Origin of the sequence: Hymenobacter sp. BT730 (assembly GCF_030542105.1) — a bacterium.
Lineage (GTDB): Bacteria > Bacteroidota > Bacteroidia > Cytophagales > Hymenobacteraceae > Hymenobacter.
The window spans coordinates 344,616-362,635 of the sequence record NZ_JAUOFB010000001.1 but is presented as its reverse complement, the minus strand read 5'-3'; the positions used below and the strand labels follow the sequence as shown (position 1 = coordinate 362,635).

The 18,020-nt window shown below is 54.2% G+C and carries 16 protein-coding genes; 13 read left to right on the top strand and 3 right to left on the bottom strand.

The annotated features are described in order from the left end of the window. Window positions 1-242: 242 nt before the first annotated feature. The 6 genes from Q4G72_RS01520 (at window position 243) to Q4G72_RS01495 (ending at window position 8,189) form a co-directional block, all read left to right on the top strand. Window positions 243-899 carry a lipoprotein signal peptidase gene (locus Q4G72_RS01520; protein WP_303309669.1) on the top strand — a complete coding sequence of 219 codons (657 nt, stop codon included), beginning with the start codon at window positions 243-245 and terminating at the stop codon, window positions 897-899. Window positions 900-1,046: 147 nt separating this feature from the next. Continuing rightward, window positions 1,047-3,062: an ABC transporter ATP-binding protein gene (locus tag Q4G72_RS01515; RefSeq protein ID WP_303309668.1), complete on the top strand. Its 2,016-nt coding sequence runs from the start codon at window positions 1,047-1,049 to the stop codon at window positions 3,060-3,062. A 333-nt stretch (window positions 3,063-3,395) separates the two neighbouring features. Continuing rightward, window positions 3,396-5,903: a ribonuclease R gene (gene rnr / locus Q4G72_RS01510; RefSeq protein WP_303309667.1), complete on the top strand. Its 2,508-nt coding sequence runs from the start codon at window positions 3,396-3,398 to the stop codon at window positions 5,901-5,903. Between the two features lie 170 nt (window positions 5,904-6,073). Further along, window positions 6,074-7,045, top strand: coding sequence for a polyprenyl synthetase family protein (locus tag Q4G72_RS01505; protein WP_303309666.1), 972 nt, complete (start codon window positions 6,074-6,076; stop codon window positions 7,043-7,045). Between the two features lie 121 nt (window positions 7,046-7,166). Then, window positions 7,167-7,799, top strand: coding sequence for a rhomboid family intramembrane serine protease (locus Q4G72_RS01500; RefSeq protein ID WP_303309665.1), 633 nt, complete (start codon window positions 7,167-7,169; stop codon window positions 7,797-7,799). Window positions 7,800-7,913: 114 nt separating this feature from the next. Further along, the gene (locus Q4G72_RS01495) at window positions 7,914-8,189 is read left to right on the top strand and encodes a PLD nuclease N-terminal domain-containing protein (RefSeq protein ID WP_303309664.1); all 276 of its coding nucleotides are present in this window, start codon (window positions 7,914-7,916) and stop codon (window positions 8,187-8,189) included. Window positions 8,190-8,266: 77 nt separating this feature from the next. On the opposite strand, the gene Q4G72_RS01490 is transcribed toward Q4G72_RS01495, so the two are convergent. After that, on the bottom strand, window positions 8,267-8,872 hold the full coding sequence (locus Q4G72_RS01490; RefSeq protein WP_303309663.1) for a DUF2939 domain-containing protein: 606 nt from the start codon (window positions 8,870-8,872) through the stop codon (window positions 8,267-8,269). 84 nt (window positions 8,873-8,956) lie between these two features. Between Q4G72_RS01490 and Q4G72_RS01485 the strand changes: the two genes are divergently transcribed. Together Q4G72_RS01485 and Q4G72_RS01480 are read left to right on the top strand one after the other, a co-directional pair. After that, a complete protein-coding gene (locus tag Q4G72_RS01485; protein ID WP_303309662.1) occupies window positions 8,957-9,802 on the top strand; it encodes a glycerophosphodiester phosphodiesterase family protein in 846 nt (281 codons plus the stop codon). A 350-nt stretch (window positions 9,803-10,152) separates the two neighbouring features. Continuing rightward, window positions 10,153-10,551 carry a helix-turn-helix domain-containing protein gene (locus Q4G72_RS01480; RefSeq protein ID WP_303309661.1) on the top strand — a complete coding sequence of 133 codons (399 nt, stop codon included), beginning with the start codon at window positions 10,153-10,155 and terminating at the stop codon, window positions 10,549-10,551. Between the two features lie 656 nt (window positions 10,552-11,207). Here the strand turns inward: Q4G72_RS01480 and Q4G72_RS01475 are convergent. Continuing rightward, window positions 11,208-11,525, bottom strand: coding sequence for a DciA family protein (locus tag Q4G72_RS01475; RefSeq protein WP_303309660.1), 318 nt, complete (start codon window positions 11,523-11,525; stop codon window positions 11,208-11,210). 79 nt (window positions 11,526-11,604) lie between these two features. Next, window positions 11,605-12,717 (bottom strand): DNA replication/repair protein RecF, encoded by a 1,113-nt coding sequence (gene recF, locus Q4G72_RS01470; protein WP_303309659.1) that lies wholly within the window; start codon window positions 12,715-12,717, stop codon window positions 11,605-11,607. Window positions 12,718-12,907: 190 nt separating this feature from the next. On the opposite strand from recF, the gene pdhA reads away from it, so the two are divergent. From pdhA to Q4G72_RS01445, 5 genes are all read left to right on the top strand, one after another. Beyond that, a complete protein-coding gene (gene pdhA / locus Q4G72_RS01465) occupies window positions 12,908-13,951 on the top strand; it encodes a pyruvate dehydrogenase (acetyl-transferring) E1 component subunit alpha (protein ID WP_303309658.1) in 1,044 nt (347 codons plus the stop codon). Window positions 13,952-14,003: 52 nt separating this feature from the next. Next, complete coding sequence (locus Q4G72_RS01460) at window positions 14,004-14,780, top strand: tetratricopeptide repeat protein (RefSeq protein WP_303309657.1); 777 nt, start codon at window positions 14,004-14,006, stop codon at window positions 14,778-14,780. A gap of 88 nt (window positions 14,781-14,868) precedes the next feature. Next, the gene (gene ribH / locus Q4G72_RS01455) at window positions 14,869-15,345 is read left to right on the top strand and encodes a 6,7-dimethyl-8-ribityllumazine synthase (RefSeq protein WP_044510860.1); all 477 of its coding nucleotides are present in this window, start codon (window positions 14,869-14,871) and stop codon (window positions 15,343-15,345) included. 233 nt (window positions 15,346-15,578) lie between these two features. After that, the gene (locus tag Q4G72_RS01450) at window positions 15,579-15,962 is read left to right on the top strand and encodes a TraR/DksA family transcriptional regulator (protein WP_044510862.1); all 384 of its coding nucleotides are present in this window, start codon (window positions 15,579-15,581) and stop codon (window positions 15,960-15,962) included. Between the two features lie 167 nt (window positions 15,963-16,129). Then, window positions 16,130-17,968 carry a pseudouridine synthase gene (locus tag Q4G72_RS01445; protein ID WP_303309656.1) on the top strand — a complete coding sequence of 613 codons (1,839 nt, stop codon included), beginning with the start codon at window positions 16,130-16,132 and terminating at the stop codon, window positions 17,966-17,968. Window positions 17,969-18,020 lie beyond the last annotated feature (52 nt).

Below are 18,020 nucleotides of genomic sequence, written 5' to 3'. Positions count from 1 at the left end.
CTGTAAAAGGTCGGTTGGCACACCGCCGCACAAAGCGTTTTGCAGCCCCGCTAAATCGGCTCAAAAGGGCACAAAACGCCCGAAAAATATATACCAGAGGGCAGAAGAAAGGACAGGACGCTTCCCACCGGAAAGTCTAAAATTCTTCGTCACTTTGTACCTGGAGAGGGGAGAGGTTCCGATGCTGACACTACGTCAGAGCGAAGTCTCACTTCTCACTTCTAACCTCTCACTTCTCACGAATGAAGTACTGGAAATACTACCTGGTGGCGCTGCTGGTCATCGTCATTGATCAACTCTCGAAGTGGGCCGTGCACCGCTACATGCCCATGGGTATGCCCGGTGAAATTCCCCTGCTCGGCGACTGGTTTAAGCTGCATTACACGCTGAATCCGGGCATGGCTTTCGGCGTGGAACTGCCGCCGCCCTACGGTAAAATTCTGCTCACCAGCTTCCGGTTGGTAGCCGTGACAGGTATTGCCTACTACATCTACAAGCTGTGGAAGCAGCACGCGCCTAATGGCTTTATCGTGTGCGTGGCTATGATTCTGGGCGGCGCCATCGGGAACGTCATCGACTCCATTTTTTACGGCGTTATCTACGACAATTCCCCCTTTGGCTCGCCTACGCCCTGGTTTCATGGGCAGGTAATTGACATGCTGTACGTGGATATCTACGAAGGCTTCCTGCCCATGTCCTGGCCGTTGGTAGGGGGCACGCACCTGTCTCTCTGGCCTATTTTCAACATTGCCGATGCCGCTATTTTTGTGGGCGTTGTGCTGATTCTGGTATTCCAGAACCGTTTTTTCGGGCACCATGCGCAAGCACACCCTTTGGCTGCCGATGATGTTGCCGCTGCTCAGGCCCGTCGCGATGCCGAAGCCTCGGAAGTAGCCTAACGTCACCCATTAACAGCCCAAACGGCCCGCCGGACTAGTTCCAGCGGGCCGTTTTGCGTGTAGATGATGCTTAGCGTGCTACAATCGTTCAGCACGTATCTTTACCTGCCTCACTTGCGAAGCGTTGCTTCGTGCTACCTGCCGTCCGTGTCTCAGCCCATTCTCTCCGTTCGTAACCTCACTATTGACTTCGCCAGCCACCGCGGCAACACGCGGGCCGTGGATAGTATCTCGTTTGAGCTGAAAAGGGGCGAAACCTTGGCTATTGTGGGCGAGTCGGGCTCGGGAAAATCGGTGACGTCGCTGGCTTTAATGGGCCTGATTCCGCTGCCGCCCGGCCGGATTACCACCGGCGAGGCCTGGTTTCAGTCGGAGGCGCTGGGGGAGGTGGACTTGCTAAAGCTGACCGATAAAGAGCTGCAGCAGGTGCGCGGCAACGACATCAGCATGATTTTTCAGGAGCCGATGACCTCCCTGAACCCCGTGTATACCTGCGGCAGCCAGGTGGTAGAAGCTCTGCGCCTGCACACCACGTTGAGTGAAAAGGAAGCCGAAGCCCGCACCGTGGAGCTGTTCACCATGGCCCAGTTGCCGCGCCCGGAAAAGATCTTCAAAAGCTACCCCCACGAAATTAGCGGCGGCCAGAAGCAGCGGGTGATGATTGCCATGGCCATGGCCTGCAACCCCGCCATTCTCATTGCCGACGAGCCTACCACTGCCCTGGACGTAACCGTGCAGGCCCGCATGCTCCGCCTCATCGACGACCTGCGCCGGGAGCACAACACGGCCGTCATCTTCATTACCCATGACCTGGGCGTGGTAGCGGAAATTGCGGACCGTATTCTAGTCATGTACCGCGGCCGCGTGGTAGAGCAGGGGGCCGTATTGGACATCTTCACCAACCCCCAGCACCCTTACACCAAAGGCCTGTTGGCTTGCCGCCCAAAATTATCGGTGGGCCGAAAAAGATTACCCGTTGTAGCCGATTTTATGCAGGAAACGGCCGATGGAAGCTTCATTACGACGGAAAGTGCCGCGGTGCAACTGCCTATTGCTGAAACAGGTGAATCCTCTTACAACGGCGCTGAAATCACCAAAACGTTCCCCGTGGAACATTCTGTTTCACGCCCAAAAGAGCCTGTTTTCGGCCTGGAAACGGCTGCTGCCGCTGAAACGGGCCAGCCCTTGCCCGCTGACGCAGCCGTCATTCCGCCGATAACGGAGCCACCAGGTATTCCTGCTAACTACGCCGCTGGTCAGCCGCCTAAAGTGGAGGTAGAGCAGGTATTGGAACAGCCTCAATCAGGCCTTGCCGCCAACCCCGAGGTGCGCCAAACGAAAGCCTTGCTGCAGGTAGAAAACCTGAACGTGCACTTTCCCATCCGGAAGGGTTTCCTGCGCCGCAAGACAGAATACGTGCGGGCTGTGGATGGGGTGAGCTTTGATATTTATCCCGGCGAAACGGTGGGGTTAGTAGGGGAGTCGGGCTGCGGCAAAACCACCCTGGGCCGCACGCTGCTGCGGCTGGTGGAACCAACCTCGGGCAGTATGCTGTTCGAAGGGGTTGATCTGGCTCTGCTGCCGGCTGGTGAGTTGCGTCGCCGGCGCCGGGAGTTTCAGATGGTGTTTCAGGACCCATATGCGGCCCTGAACCCGATGATGACGATTGGCGAAGCAATTCTGGAGCCCATGCGCGTGCACGGCGTAGGCGGCACCAAGCAACAACAGAAGGCCCGCGTGCTGGAGCTGCTGCGCACCGTGGGCTTAAAGGAGGAGCACTACCTGCGCTACCCGCATGAGTTCAGTGGCGGCCAGCGCCAGCGCATCTGCATTGCCCGGGCTCTGGCCCTGCAACCCAAATGCATCATCTGCGACGAAGCCGTATCTGCCCTGGACGTATCGGTGCAGGCGCAGGTGCTCAACCTGCTCAACGACCTGAAACGGGAATTTGGCATCACCTACCTGTTCATTACCCATGACCTGTCGGTGGCGCGCTTCATGAGCGACAGGATCCTGGTAATGCGGCAGGGACAGATTGTGGAAAGCGGCCCTGCTGCCGAGGTCTACGCTAACCCGCAGCACGAATACACCCGCCAGCTGCTGGCCGCTATTCCCAAAGATGAGCCAGCTGATATCCGTGCCGCCGTAGCCAGTCGGGCGTAGGAGCGAGTGAGTCTTACCAACTAAAACGTCATGCTGAGCTTGTCGAAGTATCTCGCTATGGCGGTATAGCACTAAAACCTCAGCACGCGAGATGCTTCGACAAGCTCAGCATGACAGTACTTAATTAGGCTTCGTTGCTATCCTTAACCCAACCATAACCTCGCATTTTCGGCTAGAAATAGTTATTCGCCGATATATTCCGTATCATCTTTCCAAAGCCCCTTTAGGGCGCTATTACCTTATTTCCGGAAGCTTCGTAACAACTCCGAAGCTTTCCTCTTACTCAACCCCGCCGCCTGCGAAAAAGACAACCACTGGCGGCCCGTTTTCTACATGAAAGAAAAAGACGACTCTGCCGCCCCCCGCGCCCCTCGCGCGAAGGCGACCCGCGGTGGCAACGCCGCCGCTGCCCCAATCAGCAAAGACCAGCTATTCCGCATCTTCCGCGACAACCCGGGCAAAGTATTTTCCTACCGCCAACTCTCCCGCCGCTTAGGCGTGACCACCAAAGAACAGCGCGACGATGTCTTCAGTCATTTGAAGGCACTGCGCAAAACCGGCCTGCTTACACTGCTTCAGAACGACGATTATCGTCTGACTGATGCCAGTGCTCTGCAGCAGGCCACCGAGCCCGCCAGCGGCCGGAATACGCGCAGAAAACAAGAAGACATGAAGCCCCGGGGTGGTGGCCGCCCCGTGGAGTCCGAGTTTGGTCAGGACCCGGTGGTGCACCGCCGCCGCGAAGCTGGTTTCGACTTCCCCGGTGACGAGCCCACGGGTGCCCGCCGCAGGCGGGAGCATGGCGCTCCTGGGGCCGAAGTGATAACCGGCACCGTGGCCCTGGCCACCGACAAATACGCTTTCATCATCAGTGAAGAGAGCGAGCAGGACGTGCGCGTGTTCACCGACCGGCTGATGTATGCCATGCACGGCGACACGGTGCGTGTACGCCTGCGCGGCTCCCGCGACGGCCGCCCCGTTGGCGACGTAGTGGAGGTTATCAAGCGGGTGCGCCCGGAAGTAGTGGGCCGCCTGCAGGTGCAGGGTGGTATCGGGTTTGTGAAGCCCGACAACCGTAAGCTGTACTTCGATGTATTCGTGCCCTTCGAGAACCTGCAGGAAGCCCGCAACGGCGAGAAGGTACTCGTGCGCATCATTGACTTCCCGGAAGACCCCAGCCGCTCGCCGGTAGGGGAAGTGGTGCGCAGCTTTGGCCCGGCGGGTCAGAACGAAGCCGAGATTAACGCCATCATGGCCGAGTTTGGGTTGCCGTTTGAGTTTGCCGCTGAAGTGGAAGCCGAGTCGGAATCTATTTCTGAAGCCATTCACAATGCTGAAATAGCCCGCCGCCGCGACTTCCGCAACATCACCACGTTCACCATTGACCCCGCCGACGCGAAGGACTTTGATGATGCCCTCTCGATTCGGAAGCTGGACAATGGCCGCTGGGAAATTGGCGTGCACATTGCCGACGTAACCCACTACGTGCGCCCCGGCACCGAGCTGGAGCGCGAAGCCAAGCACCGCGCCACCTCCGTGTATCTGGTAGACCGGGTAATTCCGATGCTGCCCGAGCGCCTCTCCAATGGCCTCTGCTCCCTACGCCCCCACGAAGACAAGCTGACTTTTTCCGCCGTATTTGAGCTGGATGAAGAAGGCAAGCTCTACGATTCGTGGTTTGGCAAAACCATCATTCACTCCGACCGCCGCTTCGCCTACGAAGAAGCCCAGGAGCGGATTGAAGGCCTGGAAGCCGACTACACCGAGGAGATTCAGCTGATGAACAGCATTGCCAAAAAGCTGTGCGCGGCCCGCTTCAAGCAGGGGGCTATCAGCTTCGAAACCCAAGAGGTGAAATTCCGCCTGGATGAGAACGGCAAGCCGCTGGGCGTGTATGTGAAGGAGCGCAAGGACGCGCACAAGATGATTGAGGAGTTCATGCTGCTGGCTAACCGCAAGGTGGCCGAGTTTGTATTCAAGCTCAAAAACCGCAAGCCGCGCCTCACTATGGTGTACCGCGTGCACGACGCCCCCGACCCGGACCGTCTGCAGAACTTTGCGCTCTTTGCCCAGAAGTTTGGCCATACCCTGGACCTGACCAACCCCAAAAAGCTGAGCGCCGAGCTCAACGATTTGTCGGTGGAAGTGGTGGGCCGGCCGGAGCAAAACGTCATCCAGACGCTGGCTATCCGCACCATGGCCAAGGCCACGTACACCACCGATCCACGTGGGCACTTCGGCCTGGCTTTCGACCACTATTCGCACTTCACTTCCCCTATTCGTCGCTACCCCGATATGATGGCGCACCGCTTGCTGGAGCACTATCTGGAAGGCGGCAAGAACAAGGAAGTGGAGCCCATTGAGGAAGAATGCAAGCACTCCTCGGAGCGGGAGAAGATTGCGGCCAATGCCGAGCGCGCCAGCATCAAGTACAAGCAGGTGGAGTTCATGTCCGAGGTTATCGGCGAGCAGTTTACCGGCGTGGTGTCAGGCCTCACGGAGTGGGGGATGTACATCGAAATTGAGGAGAATAAGTGCGAAGGCATGGTGCGCCTGAGCGACATTCCCGGCGACTATTTCGAGCTGGACAAAGACAACTACCGCATCGTGGGCCAGCGCAGCAAGCGCATCATCCAGTTCGGCGACGAGCTGCAGGTGGTAGTAAAAGCCGCCAACCTACTGGACCGCACCATCGACTTTGAGCTGGTAGATAACCGCCCCGATTTCGTGAAGCAGCGGGAGCAGGAGGAGCGCCGCAACAGCAAGCCCCGCGGCTACCGCCCCGAGCGCAGCAGTGGTGGCGGCAAGCCCGGCAGCAAAGGCGGCAACCGCAGAAGGTAGCATATCACGTGCCTAATGGAAAAGCCCTTGGCGTCTTTCGGGACATCAGGGGCTTTTTGCTAGACGGCCCTGCCACAGGGGCTGCGCAAATGAAATGCACCAGCGCCTGACAAAATCGGGCTCCATCGGTTTCCTCCGTACCTTTCCCCCTGAACCGTACCCGCTTTTCCGTGGACCTTTCTTTTTTCGCTGATAAACTCTCCGCCGGCCTGACTCAGCTACACTACGGCGACCAGCCCACCGCCCTCTACGAGCCCATTCGCTACATCATGGGACTGGGCGGCAAGCGCATCCGGCCCCTGCTCACCCTACTGGGCGCGCACCTCTTCACCGACGACCTCGACCCCATTATCAAACCCGCGCTGGCCACCGAAGTCTTTCACAACTTCACGCTGCTGCACGACGACATTATGGATCAGGCGCCCCTACGCCGGGGCCAGCCCACGGTGCACGAAAAATGGAACGCCAACGTAGCCATTCTGAGCGGCGACGTGATGCTGGTGCGGGCTTATGAGCTGTTCCTGGATGTGCGCCCCGAGCTGCTGCCTCAGGTGCTGCGCCGCTTTAGCCAGACGGCCGCCGAGGTATGCGAAGGTCAGCAGTGGGACATGAATTTTGAAACCGAATCGGAGGTCAGCATTGAGCAGTACCTGGACATGATTCGGCTGAAGACGGCCGTGCTGCTGGGCTTTGCCCTGGAGTTGGGCGCCTTGCTGGGTGGTTCTACTCAGGAAGATGCCGACCACCTGCGCCAGTTCGGTACCGATATTGGGTTGGCTTTCCAGCTCCGCGACGACCTGCTGGACGTGTACGGCGACGCCGCTACCTTCGGCAAGCGGGTAGGGGGCGACATCGTATCCGATAAGAAAACCTTTCTACTGCTCACGGCTCAGGCTCAGGCTAACCCCGCCCAGCGCGCCGAGTTGGCCCGCTACATTGGCCAGCCGGTAACCGATACCGCTGCTAAGGTAGAGGCTGTACGTGCTATCTACGATGAGCTGGCTATTCGCTCCCAGACGGAGGCGCTTATCAATACTTACTTTCAGGATGCCCTGCACCACCTCGAGCGGGTAGCGGCCCCTACTGACCGCAAAGAGCCGCTGCGCCTGCTGGCTCTTCAACTCATGGAGCGGGAAAGCTAAGCCCGTTTTTTATCATCGTTTTTTGGCTTCTGGCAGCATCTCCCTCTTCGAAGCTATGCTTGCCTCATTTAGATCTTTTGGAGCGTTGTAAAGGCTCCTTTTTCACGTTTTCCTCTTCCTCATGCTCAATCTGAGCCCCACTCTCGTTTTAACCTTTCTCACCGGCGCTATTTCTGTTTACGCCTGGTCTAATCACGACCTTCTGGAAAGCTGGATCCTGAGTCCTTATAAGGTAAAGCGCCAGCACGAATGGTACCGCTTCCTGACCTCCGGCTTCCTGCATGCCGACTGGATGCACCTGATTTTTAATATGCTGGCCTTCTACTCCTTCAGCCCCATTGTAGAAGGCGTGTTTGTTGATCAGTTTGGCACCACCTGGGGGCTGCTGGCTTTTCTGCTGCTGTATCTGGGCGGCATTATTCTCTCCGATGTGCCCACCTATATCCGACACCGCGACGACCGGGATTATCGGAGCCTGGGAGCGTCGGGTGGGGTGGCGTCCGTCATCTTTGCCAGCGTATTGTTCCAGCCCACCGCCGGCATCCGTATTTTCCCCCTGCCTTTCGATATTCCTGGCTTCATCTTCGGCTTCCTGTACCTGGGCTATTCCTACTATATGGGGCGTAAGCGGGGCGATAATATCAACCACGATGCCCACTTTTATGGTGCCCTGTATGGAGTCATTCTAACCCTGTCTCTTATTCCGGAAGTGGGCCCTTATTTTATGGGAAAGATTCTGGAATATATCTCCTAACTATTTGAATATCAGTTATTTAATGCAATAGTATTAGCATATTTATATCCAATCTGGGGATAGTGCGTAAGAGTGGCTAAATCTCTTCCTTCCATTCTTATAACTCTCCCTGTTATGAATAAGCTTGCACCGTACCTGAACCGACTGGCGTTGGCGCTGCCTATGCTGGCTCTGCTGCTAGTTACTTCCTCCTGCAGCCGCTACAACGCAAACGGCGGCCTTGCAACCTGGGGATATGTTCTGTTAGCCCTAGACATTCTGGCCATGATTGATGTTTTCCGTCAGCCATGGTCCATTGGCAAGAAGCTGATGTGGGCGGTCATCATTTTCATCTTCCCTCTGGCTGGCCTCATCATCTACTACCTCTTCGCAGGCCGCGGCAAAGCCTAGGCTTTCTGCCTTTCACTGAAACGGCCCTCTGCAGCATTGCAGAGGGCCGTTTCTTTATAGTAGCTGTAAGGAGACGATTATTGCTGCAAGTTTCGTCGTTTTTCCAGCTGTGCCATCTGTCGCGCTAGTTGCCCGCCATTGGTAATCTGCTTCACCTGCCAATGGTCACCCATACTTTGCAGCTTTACTTCCAGTACCAAAGTAGTATCGTAGCGGGGCTGGGTAAACTCCAGGCCAACTAGCGCTTCGTTGCCTTGTTGCTGATTGTACTTTATCCCCTTGAAGCGACTATCCGGGCTCATGATGGCACCAGCCATACCTAGCACCTTCACTGGAAGGGCCGGCCTTGTTGCTTCGTTTGGGTTAGCCTCAATGTAGCGCACTATTTCCCGGCGCGCCAACTGGCTCAGCTGGGGCTTGATTAAGCGGAGCGCCCCCTGCATTAGGAAGCCTTTCCCCCCAGGTATTGCTTCCAGTACACTTTCATCGGTCATCTGCTCTACCAGTCCATCTGTTAGGCTAGGCAAGTCCACGTAGTGCTCAAACGTAGCTACATCGTGGGTTTTGGCGGCTTTTACCGCCTGCATTAGGGCATATTCCGGCCCATTAACCAGCCGCTTATAGTATAGGTATCCGCCCAAACTCAAGGCAACAAGGACAGTTAGGATCAGAATTTTTTTCATGCTTTTTATACGTTCAGCAGTAGTTGGAGAGGAGCAGGGTGCCTTTTTATGCCCTACATAAGCTTGCGCGCGTAGATACCGTCTATGCCAGATCCTACCAATATTCCCCGCCCAGAAGTTCATGGCCACCGAGGATGCCGGGGCTTGCGACCAGAAAATACCATGCCTGGATTTTTGCATGCTCTGGCATTGGGGGTTGATGTCCTGGAACTGGACGTTGTCATTTCCGCCGATAACCAGGTAGTCGTATCACATGAGCCGTGGTTCTCGGCTGCTATCTGCCGTTTACCATCTGGTCAGCCTATTCCGGTGGAGACTGAGCAACAGCATAACCTGTTTCAGCTTTCCTACAGCGTTATTCAACAGTATGACTGTGGCCTAACCCAACACCCGGGCTTTCCCCAGCAACAGCCTTTGGCTGCTATCAAACCATTGCTCCGCGACGTGCTAACGCAGGTGTATATGGCAGCCCGCGCTACGGGCCGCTCTCTTCCTCGTTTTAGTATTGAAATCAAGAGTGAGCCTAGTGGAGATGGTCTCTTTCATCCCCTGCCGGCGCGCTTTGTCGAGCTCGTTATGGAGGTAGTTTCCTCATCAGCATTTTACTCTCTTACCACAATACTCAGTTTTGATTACCGCATTCTGCAGGTCGCCCAGGCCTTGTATTCTCAGATGCCTTTGTGCCTACTTGTGGAGGATGGAATTCCGCTTTCTGATCATCTGGAAAGGCTGGGTTTTATACCCGCTATTTATGGGCCGCGCTTTACTCTGGTTACGGCCGAGCTGGTAGCAGCCGTACATGCGCAGGGCATGCGCTTGGTGCCCTGGACAGTGAACGATCCAATAATTATGGAGCGTCTCATTGCACTACATGTAGATGGGATTACTACCGATTATCCAGACCGTTTGTTGGCGCTCTTAGAAGGCTAATTCTGTTGCCATCGGTGATGAACCCTCGTGCTACTCTTATTACAGTTGAGCTGTCTGTTGCTGTACTTATTAGTAGGGGTGTACCCCGAACAGATTGAGTGGTTCTTCTGCTTTTTAATTGAGCTAGAAGCAAGGAAATACATTATTGTAAAACGATATAAACATTATGTGTAAAATGAATTTCTGTTTTGTAATGTGTATCATGTAATCTGTATAATGTAAATGTGTATCTATTTGTGTAATGATACATTTGTTACACTGTTGTTTTGTAACTCCTGTTGCGTGTCATATTTGTATTGTTTGTCCGTTTTTTACATCTTTACATTTCCCCGGTAATACACCCTCATATTATGCCACATCAGGGCGAAATCCTGCAGGAAGCCATTAAAAACAGCGGTATTTCTATCACTCGTATAGTGGAAGAACTGGGTATTACACGCCCTACTATCTACCGTAAATTCAAAGATGAAACACTTGATTACGCTTTTGTAAAACGTATCGGAGAAATTATTTCTCATGATTTTTCGAACGATTTTACATCTCTGCAACAAACTACATTGCCTTTTGTATCATCTTCTCATCATATTACACCTGTTACACCTGTTGCGCAGCGTGCTCATGTTACACATTCCTCTGTATCATTTCCAGAGCAGGACTACGCTAAACAACTAATGGCCCTTCAGACCAAGTACATAGCCCTGCTGGAGTCTTACAATGAGTTGCTCATGAAAGTGTACGGCCCTCGCTGACAAAAATGTTCCACGTGAAACATTTTTGTTTAACCGGAGTAGCGGACACCGTAATAAAGGAGGCGTTGCACGAAATAGTGATGAGGAGAAGCCGGGTGATTAATGGGGGGGGGGTAAAAGAGAAGAGATATAAGGCTAATAGGAGGGTGCTATCACAACTTGTTGCCAGTGTTCAAACCATTAACGAAGGGCAAAAGAAGTGTAGTTAAAGGGTTCTTATACCTGTCGCTAAAACACAGGTAAAGACCAAAAGGCAGAGGGAGCAGGAGGTAGCCTGGGAGTATATCAGAACACGGAAAAACTGCCTGTGCAATGCTGGGATTTTAGGGCGCATTGTGGTGCCTGAAGCAAGGTCAAACGAGCAAAGGGTAAGCAGGTAGGTGCCATGATAAGAACTTAGGATAAGACCCGAAGGCCACAGGGGCGAGGAGAATAAAAAAGCCTTCTTAGAAAGAAGGCAGATTACCCTAAAACGCTTTTGGCTTAAAGAAAGCAAAGAGGCAACCTGCCAAGCTCTCTACTGGATATAAGGGCTGTAATGTGTGGCTGCTTATTGCGAGAAAGTAGCAATGCCTCAAAAATGGGAAGACATAAAAAAGCTGAGCTAGGGGAGGTCCTGCTCAGCTAAAAAGAAAACAGCTTAGACGTAGTACGGCTTATAAGAAGATGACCTCGGATATAACCTGCTCGCCTACCTCTGCATTGATTATCTCTAATACACGGGTCTTCGCCATTACCAGCTCGTGTTTAAGTGGGGCCGAGCTGAGCCGCACGAACAATTTGCCATTGCTCACATAGACCTGTTGCGTTTTCATCGCTACCGCCTTACCCATCACTCGCTCCCAGCTGGCTACCACGGTTACCTCATTAAGCTTGCCCTGGAGGCGGTATGCCTTTAGAAGAGCAGTAATACCATCCTTAAGCGGAACAATATCTGCCTGACGGGAATTTGGATTGGAATTATGCTTTTTCAAAGCGGAGTGGTATTATAACGCGCGGAATTGCGCTGGCTGACCAATAGCAAAGATAGGTGAGAAAGGAGGCCGAAGGGTTTTATAATGCCCGGACAGTGCCACGTTTCACCAGAAACCGACTTACCTGCTCCGATAAAGAAGCCAGGATCTGATCAGTCCGTTCCAGGTGAGTATCCGTTAGGAATACCTGACCAAAGGTTTGATCAGCTACCAACTGCAGCAGGCGGGTAATTCGCCGCTCATCCAGGCGGTCAAAAATATCATCGAGCAAGAGCAAAGGCTTATGGCCTTTTAGGGTGGCCGCCATTTCAAATTGTGCCAGCTTAAGCGCAATGGCGTAAGACTTCTGCTGGCCTTGAGAGCCATAGCTCTTTACTGGCAAGCCATCCATTAAAAAAACAAAATCGTCTTTATGGGGCCCGATGGTAGTGCGCTGAAGCTGCAGGTCCTTTCGCTCATTTATCCGGAGCAGCTTGCCAAATTCGGAGCCACTCAGCTGACTTTTGTATTCCAGGATAACTTCCTCCCGGCCATCGGCCAGCTGCTGATAGTGGCGCTGGAAAATAGGCGTAAACTCGTCGAGGAACTGTTGCCTATGCTGGGTGAGTTGCTCGCCCATAGGAGTAAGCTGTTCATCCAATACTAGCAGGTACTCCCGGTCATAACCACTTTGCCGTTCGGTGGCCAGCTTAAGCAGAGAGTTGCGTTGCTTCAGTAGGTGCGAGTAGCGAATTAGCAATTCCAGATAGGCATGGTCGAGCTGAGAAATGAAGGAGTCAAAAAACTTGCGGCGCTCTTCACTACCCTGTCGGATCAGGTCTGTATCATAAGGAGAAATAAGCACGACCGGGTACTTCCCAATATGATCTGATATTCGCTCATAGGCTTGCTTATCATGGGTCAGGGCTTTCTTCTGCCCCGTACGCAAGCTACACTGAATGGTCTCCAATGTATCAGTAGGAGGCGAGCGGAAACGACCCTTAACAACAAAGAATTCTTCCCCTTGCTTAATACTCTGAGCATCGGCGGAGGTAAAGGCACTTTTCGTCAAACACAGATAATGAATAGCGTCCAGCAGATTCGTCTTGCCACTACCATTGTCTCCCACGAAACAGTTGATATGCGGAGACAGCCGAAGAGAGGCTTCATCGTAGTTTTTGAAGAACAATAGGTATAGACTATCCAGTATCATTCGGTTCGGAATTGCAATCCTTTTACGTACTTTCGCATCCCAAACGCGAACAACCGAAAGCAAGATGGCGGAGACGAAAGTAAAGGCTACCCCAAAAGCTTCCAATTCGGCGAAAAAATCGCCGGCTCCGAAAGCTGCAGGTAAAGACAAGAAGGTAAACCCGGATACGGTAAAGCAACCTGATCCGGTTATGCCACCAGCTGGTGATCCGCATGCTGCGGCTCCGAGAGCTACCTCTACGGACAAACCTCAGTTTCCGAAGGAGACCTATATGCAGTGGTATGAGCAAATGGTGCTCATGCGCAAGTTTGAAGAGAAAGCTGGTCAGCTATACGGCCAGCAGAAAATCAAAGGCTTCTGCCACCTTTACATTGGCCAGGAGGCCTGCGTAGCGGGGGCAGTATCTGCCCTGACTAAAGGAGATAAGTGGATTACTGCTTACCGTGACCACGCGCATCCTCTCGCCCTGGGTACCTCGCCCAATGCCATCATGGCCGAGCTGTTTGCTAAAGCCACCGGTTGCTCCAAAGGCAAAGGAGGCTCCATGCACATCTTTGATAAGGCGGTAAACTTCGTGGGTGGCCACGGCATCGTAGGAGCTCAGATTCCGATGGGTGCCGGTATTGCCTTTGCCGAGAAGTATAACAAGACCGGCAACCTCTGCATCTGCTACATGGGCGATGGGGCTGTTCGTCAGGGTGCCCTGCACGAAGCTTTCAATATGGCGATGCTTTGGAAGCTACCGGTAATCTTCGTGGTAGAAAACAACGGCTATGCTATGGGCACTTCCGTGCAGCGTACGTCGAACGTTACGGAGCTCTATACCTTAGGAGAGAGCTACGACATGCCCTCGGAGCCGGTGAATGCAATGAGCGTAGAGGATGTGCACAATGCAGTGGCCCGCGCTGCTGAGCGCGCCCGTGCCGGCGAAGGCCCCACGTTCCTGGAGTTTAAAACCTACCGGTACAAGGGCCACTCCATGAGTGACCCCGCCAAGTACCGGACGAAGGAGGAACTGGAAGACTACCGCTCCCGCGACACCATTGAATCAGTCCGCCACACCATCCTGACCAACAAGATGGCAACGGAAGAAGAACTGGCTGCCATCGATGAAAAGATCAAAGCGCAGGTACAGGAGTCGGTAGAGTTTGCTGAGAACTCGCCATATCCCACCGCCGATGAGTTGTTCAAGGACGTGTATGTTCAGCAGGACTATCCTTATATCCGCGACTAGTTCCGGAGCGGAGTATTAACCGGCTTCACCGCCGCTTTTCTGAAATCAAGTAATGTCAAAGATTCCCTACACGCGGAACAGTCCGCTGAACCGTAACCAGGTAAACCAGGTGCCTGCTGATCCTTCGCAGCCAAATCCGGAAGCACTAAATCCGGAGCATCCTTTGTTGGAAGACCCGGATGCGCTGGCTGCCCGGCTGGCTGGCTCGGAAGATTTCGTGCGGAGCAATAAAAATCTGCTGCTCGGTATCCTTACGGTGGTAATTCTGGCGGTAGTAGGAGCCTTCGGCTGGTATACCTGGCGTAATAAGCAGGATGAAAAAGCGCAAGGTGCTCTTTTTCAGGCGGTTAATTACTGGGAGGCGGATTCGGTGAAGAAGGCCATGAAAGGCGACGGACAATATGAAGGGCTGGAAACGGTAGCTTCGGAATATGGTAGCACAAAAGCAGGCAACCTGGCCAACTTTTATGCTGGCGCAGCTTCCTTGAAGGAGGGCAAATTCCAGCAGGCTATTGATTACCTGCAAGACTTCAGTTCCGATGATGAGCTGGTACAGGCCCGGGCCTATGCGCTGCAGGGTGATGCTAACCTGGAGTTGGGCAAAATTAAAGAAGCAGCCGATTTGTACGAGAAGGCTGCCGAATACAAAGCCAATGAATACTTCTCGCCAGGCTACCTGCTGAAGCAGGCAACCGCCCTGGAGCTGGCTAAGGATTATGCTGGTGCCGTAACGGTATATGACAAGATCCTGACCGAATATCCAGCCGCTACAGAAGCTAACGAAGCCAAGCAGTACAAAGCCCGCGCTCAGGGCTTGTCAGCCAAATAGAAATTCAGAACAAGCAATAGAAGCTGCGCTCTTCCGTGAGGAGGGGCGCAGTTTTAGTTTACGATTTAGACCGCACGACCGGACCAGCATGGCCACCTCCCTCAAAAATTTAAGCGACTATACTTCCGACCACTTCATCGACATCAGCGAGAAGAAATTTGGCTTAGTCGTAGCCGAATGGAATCGGGAAATAACCGACGTCCTTAGTCAGGGAGCCTATGACACGTTATTGAAGCATGGTGCCAAGGCAGAGAACATCTACCGCAACACTGTGCCCGGCAGCTTTGAATTGACCCTTGGAGCCCAACTCCTGGCGCAGCATGAGGAAATAGACGCCGTTATATGCTTGGGCGTCGTAATTCAGGGAGAAACCAAGCACGACGATTACATCAATAACGCCGTAGCCCAAGGCATCACGCAGGTGGGGTTAAAGTTCAACAAACCGGTCATTTTTGGGCTGGTAACTACAAATACCCTGGAGCAGGCCTGGGACCGGGCAGGGGGAAAGCATGGCAACAAAGGTGTAGAAGGAGCCGTGGCCGCTATTCATATGCTAGGCTTTTAAGGAGTTAAAGCAACGAAACTCCCGTTTGGGCCGAGTAGAAATATGGCTGTTCACAACAAAAGCGTAGCTTTGCGGCCGTATTAATCCGGGAAAGGTTTGCGAAAGCCGAGAAGGACTTTCGTCAGCGTTTCAAATTCAAACTAAATTGAAATGCCTGCTGTTAAGTCATATCTTAGATTTGGTAAGACTATCCGGTATTTTACTAACTCTCATATTATTAATTCCCTGTTCCCATGAGTGAAGAAACCCTACGCTATTCCAGGGAAGAACTGGCCGAGTTTGAGGCGATTATTCAAGACAAACTCACTGCAGCCCGCAAGGAAGTAGCTTTTATTAAAGAGACACTGAGCCGTAAGAACGATTCGGGTACCGACAATACCGCTTCCTCCTCAAAAGTGCTGGAAGATGGTGCTGATACTGCGGAAAAGGAAAGCCTGAACCAGTTGGGCGCCCGCCAGATGAAGTTCATCCAGCAGTTGGAAAATGCTCTGGTGCGCATTAAAAATGGCACTTACGGCGTATGCATCGGCACGGGCAAGCTTATCCCCAAAGAGCGCCTGCGTGCTGTGCCGCACACCCAGCATTCTATTGAAGCCAAAATGGCGCGGCGAGACTAATTTTTGCCGCATTTAAGTTTTGCCCGGACTAACGGCCGGCTGCCCGTTTGGGCTGCGCCGCTGGTCCGGGCACTGTTTTCTCTGAGTTTTCGTTTCTCGAAAACCCTGATTTTTTAATACCCTTTTTGAATCTGTACCGTAGCGATACGGCACGCAAGCCTGCACCTATGGGCAAGAAACATTTCTCCGACGATACTCCCGGCAGCCGGGGCCGCACGGGCAACCGCCCCACTGGTCCTTCCAGAGGCTCCGACAACTCCCGCAATTTCTCCTCCCCCCGCCGCTCCGATGGTGGCGCCGGCAATGAGCGCCGCTTTGGTAGCAACTCAGCACCCCGGGGCGGAGACTTCAGCTCCCGCCCGGCCTTCGGGCGTCCACCTCAGGGTGGGCAAGGCGGCTACGGCGGCCCCAAGAAATTTGGTGGTGCCAGCAGCTACGGCGACAAGAAGTTTGGCCCCAAGCGCGACTTTGACCGGGATGCGCCGCGCCGTCAGTATGATGACCGCCGCGAAAGCAGCTCCGGCTACCGCGACGAGCGCCCGGTAAAACCTTTTGAGCCCAAAGCTACCTGGCCCGGCCAGCCGTATCGGCACGAGGATAAGCCTGCCGTACCCCGCGGCGACCGGGGTGAGCGGAACCGCAAGTTCAATAAGGTGGGTCCCAACCCGGCACCCGCAGCAGCTCCCTCTAAGCCTTACAACAACGACGAATATCGTGCCCCGGAGCGCGGCGCGGACTTGGGTCCGGACCGTGAAATTCGTCCTGCCCGTCCCTTTGATTTTCGGGGTCGTCCGGATGAAGGCACGTTTGAGCGGGAGCGGCCTCGTAGTGCGCCTGACCGCCGCGAAGGTGGTGCCAGCCCCCGCAGCTTTGGGGAGCGACCCGCCTTTGGCAGCCGTCCGGCTCCAGACCGCAAAGACAGCAGCAGCCGCCCTTATGGTGACCGAAAAGAAAGTAACAGCCGTCCCGCCTACGGCGACCGGCCGCAGGCTCGCCCTTATGGCGACAAGCGGGAGGCGCGGCCTTACGGTGATGCGGGCAAAGACCGTCCATCGTACGGCGACAAGCGGGAAGCACGCCCGTATGGGGAAAGAAGCGAGCGGCCTTTCGAGAAGCGCGACGCACGTCCAGCCGGCGCTGATAAGCGCGCCGGGCGGGATGTACCTTCTAACCGTGCGGGCAAGCTGAAGTATGGCGAAGTAGCCGGTGAAGCACCCGAATACAAGAACCTCAAGTTTTACGAGGACGATAAAAACCGGGGCAACAAGCGCCGTCGCGAGGAAGAAGAAACCAACTCCGACGAAATTCGCCTGAACCGCTATATCGCTAACGCTGGTATCTGTTCCCGCCGCGAAGCTGACTCGCTGATTGTTGCGGGCGAAATCAAGGTGAATGGCGAGGTAATTACCGAGTTGGGCTACAAAGTGAAGCCTACCGACACGGTGCAGTACGGTAAAACCAACCTGAACCGCGAAAAACTGGTGTATGTGCTGCTGAATAAGCCCAAGGATTTCATCACCACCACGGAGGACCCAGAAGGTCGCCGGACGGTAATGGAGCTGGTAGCCAGTGCCTCGAAGGAGCGTATTTTCCCGGTAGGCCGCCTGGACCGCAATACCACGGGGCTGCTGCTGTTCACTAACGATGGGGAAGTAGCGCAGAAACTCTCGCACCCCTCGCATAAAAACAAGAAAATCTATCAGGTAGAGCTAGACAAGCCCCTGACGGAGGAGCACCTGAAGCAGATTACAGCCGGGGTGGAGCTGGAAGATGGCAAGGCTGAGGTAGATGACGTGGCTGTAGTGGCTGGCAACCCGCATTTCGTGGGGGTTGAGATTCACATTGGTCGTAACCGCATTGTGCGCCGCATTTTCGAGCACCTGGGTTATGATGTAATAACCCTGGACCGCGTACAGTATGCTGGCCTGACGAAGAAGGACCTGCCCCGCGGTAAATGGCGCTTCCTGTCAGAGAAAGAGGTTATCCGCCTGAAATATTTCATGTAGAAAGCAACCCCGAACGGGGAAGCCGACTCCTCTTGGCAACATCTTCTGCCTT

Coding starts and splice junctions, on each gene's coding strand:
- Q4G72_RS01490 (WP_303309663.1), bottom strand. CDS start 8,872: ATGAAAAAAATTCTGATCCTAACTGTCCTTGTTGCCTTGAGTTTGGGC.
- rnr (WP_303309667.1), top strand. CDS start 3,396: ATGAAAGAAAAAGACGACTCTGCCGCCCCCCGCGCCCCTCGCGCGAAG.
- pdhA (WP_303309658.1), top strand. CDS start 12,908: ATGCCACCAGCTGGTGATCCGCATGCTGCGGCTCCGAGAGCTACCTCT.
- Q4G72_RS01450 (WP_044510862.1), top strand. CDS start 15,579: ATGAGTGAAGAAACCCTACGCTATTCCAGGGAAGAACTGGCCGAGTTT.
- Q4G72_RS01460 (WP_303309657.1), top strand. CDS start 14,004: ATGTCAAAGATTCCCTACACGCGGAACAGTCCGCTGAACCGTAACCAG.
- Q4G72_RS01495 (WP_303309664.1), top strand. CDS start 7,914: ATGAATAAGCTTGCACCGTACCTGAACCGACTGGCGTTGGCGCTGCCT.
- Q4G72_RS01500 (WP_303309665.1), top strand. CDS start 7,167: ATGCTCAATCTGAGCCCCACTCTCGTTTTAACCTTTCTCACCGGCGCT.
- recF (WP_303309659.1), bottom strand. CDS start 12,717: ATGATACTGGATAGTCTATACCTATTGTTCTTCAAAAACTACGATGAA.
- Q4G72_RS01445 (WP_303309656.1), top strand. CDS start 16,130: ATGGGCAAGAAACATTTCTCCGACGATACTCCCGGCAGCCGGGGCCGC.
- Q4G72_RS01520 (WP_303309669.1), top strand. CDS start 243: ATGAAGTACTGGAAATACTACCTGGTGGCGCTGCTGGTCATCGTCATT.
- Q4G72_RS01485 (WP_303309662.1), top strand. CDS start 8,957: ATGCCAGATCCTACCAATATTCCCCGCCCAGAAGTTCATGGCCACCGA.
- Q4G72_RS01480 (WP_303309661.1), top strand. CDS start 10,153: ATGCCACATCAGGGCGAAATCCTGCAGGAAGCCATTAAAAACAGCGGT.
- ribH (WP_044510860.1), top strand. CDS start 14,869: ATGGCCACCTCCCTCAAAAATTTAAGCGACTATACTTCCGACCACTTC.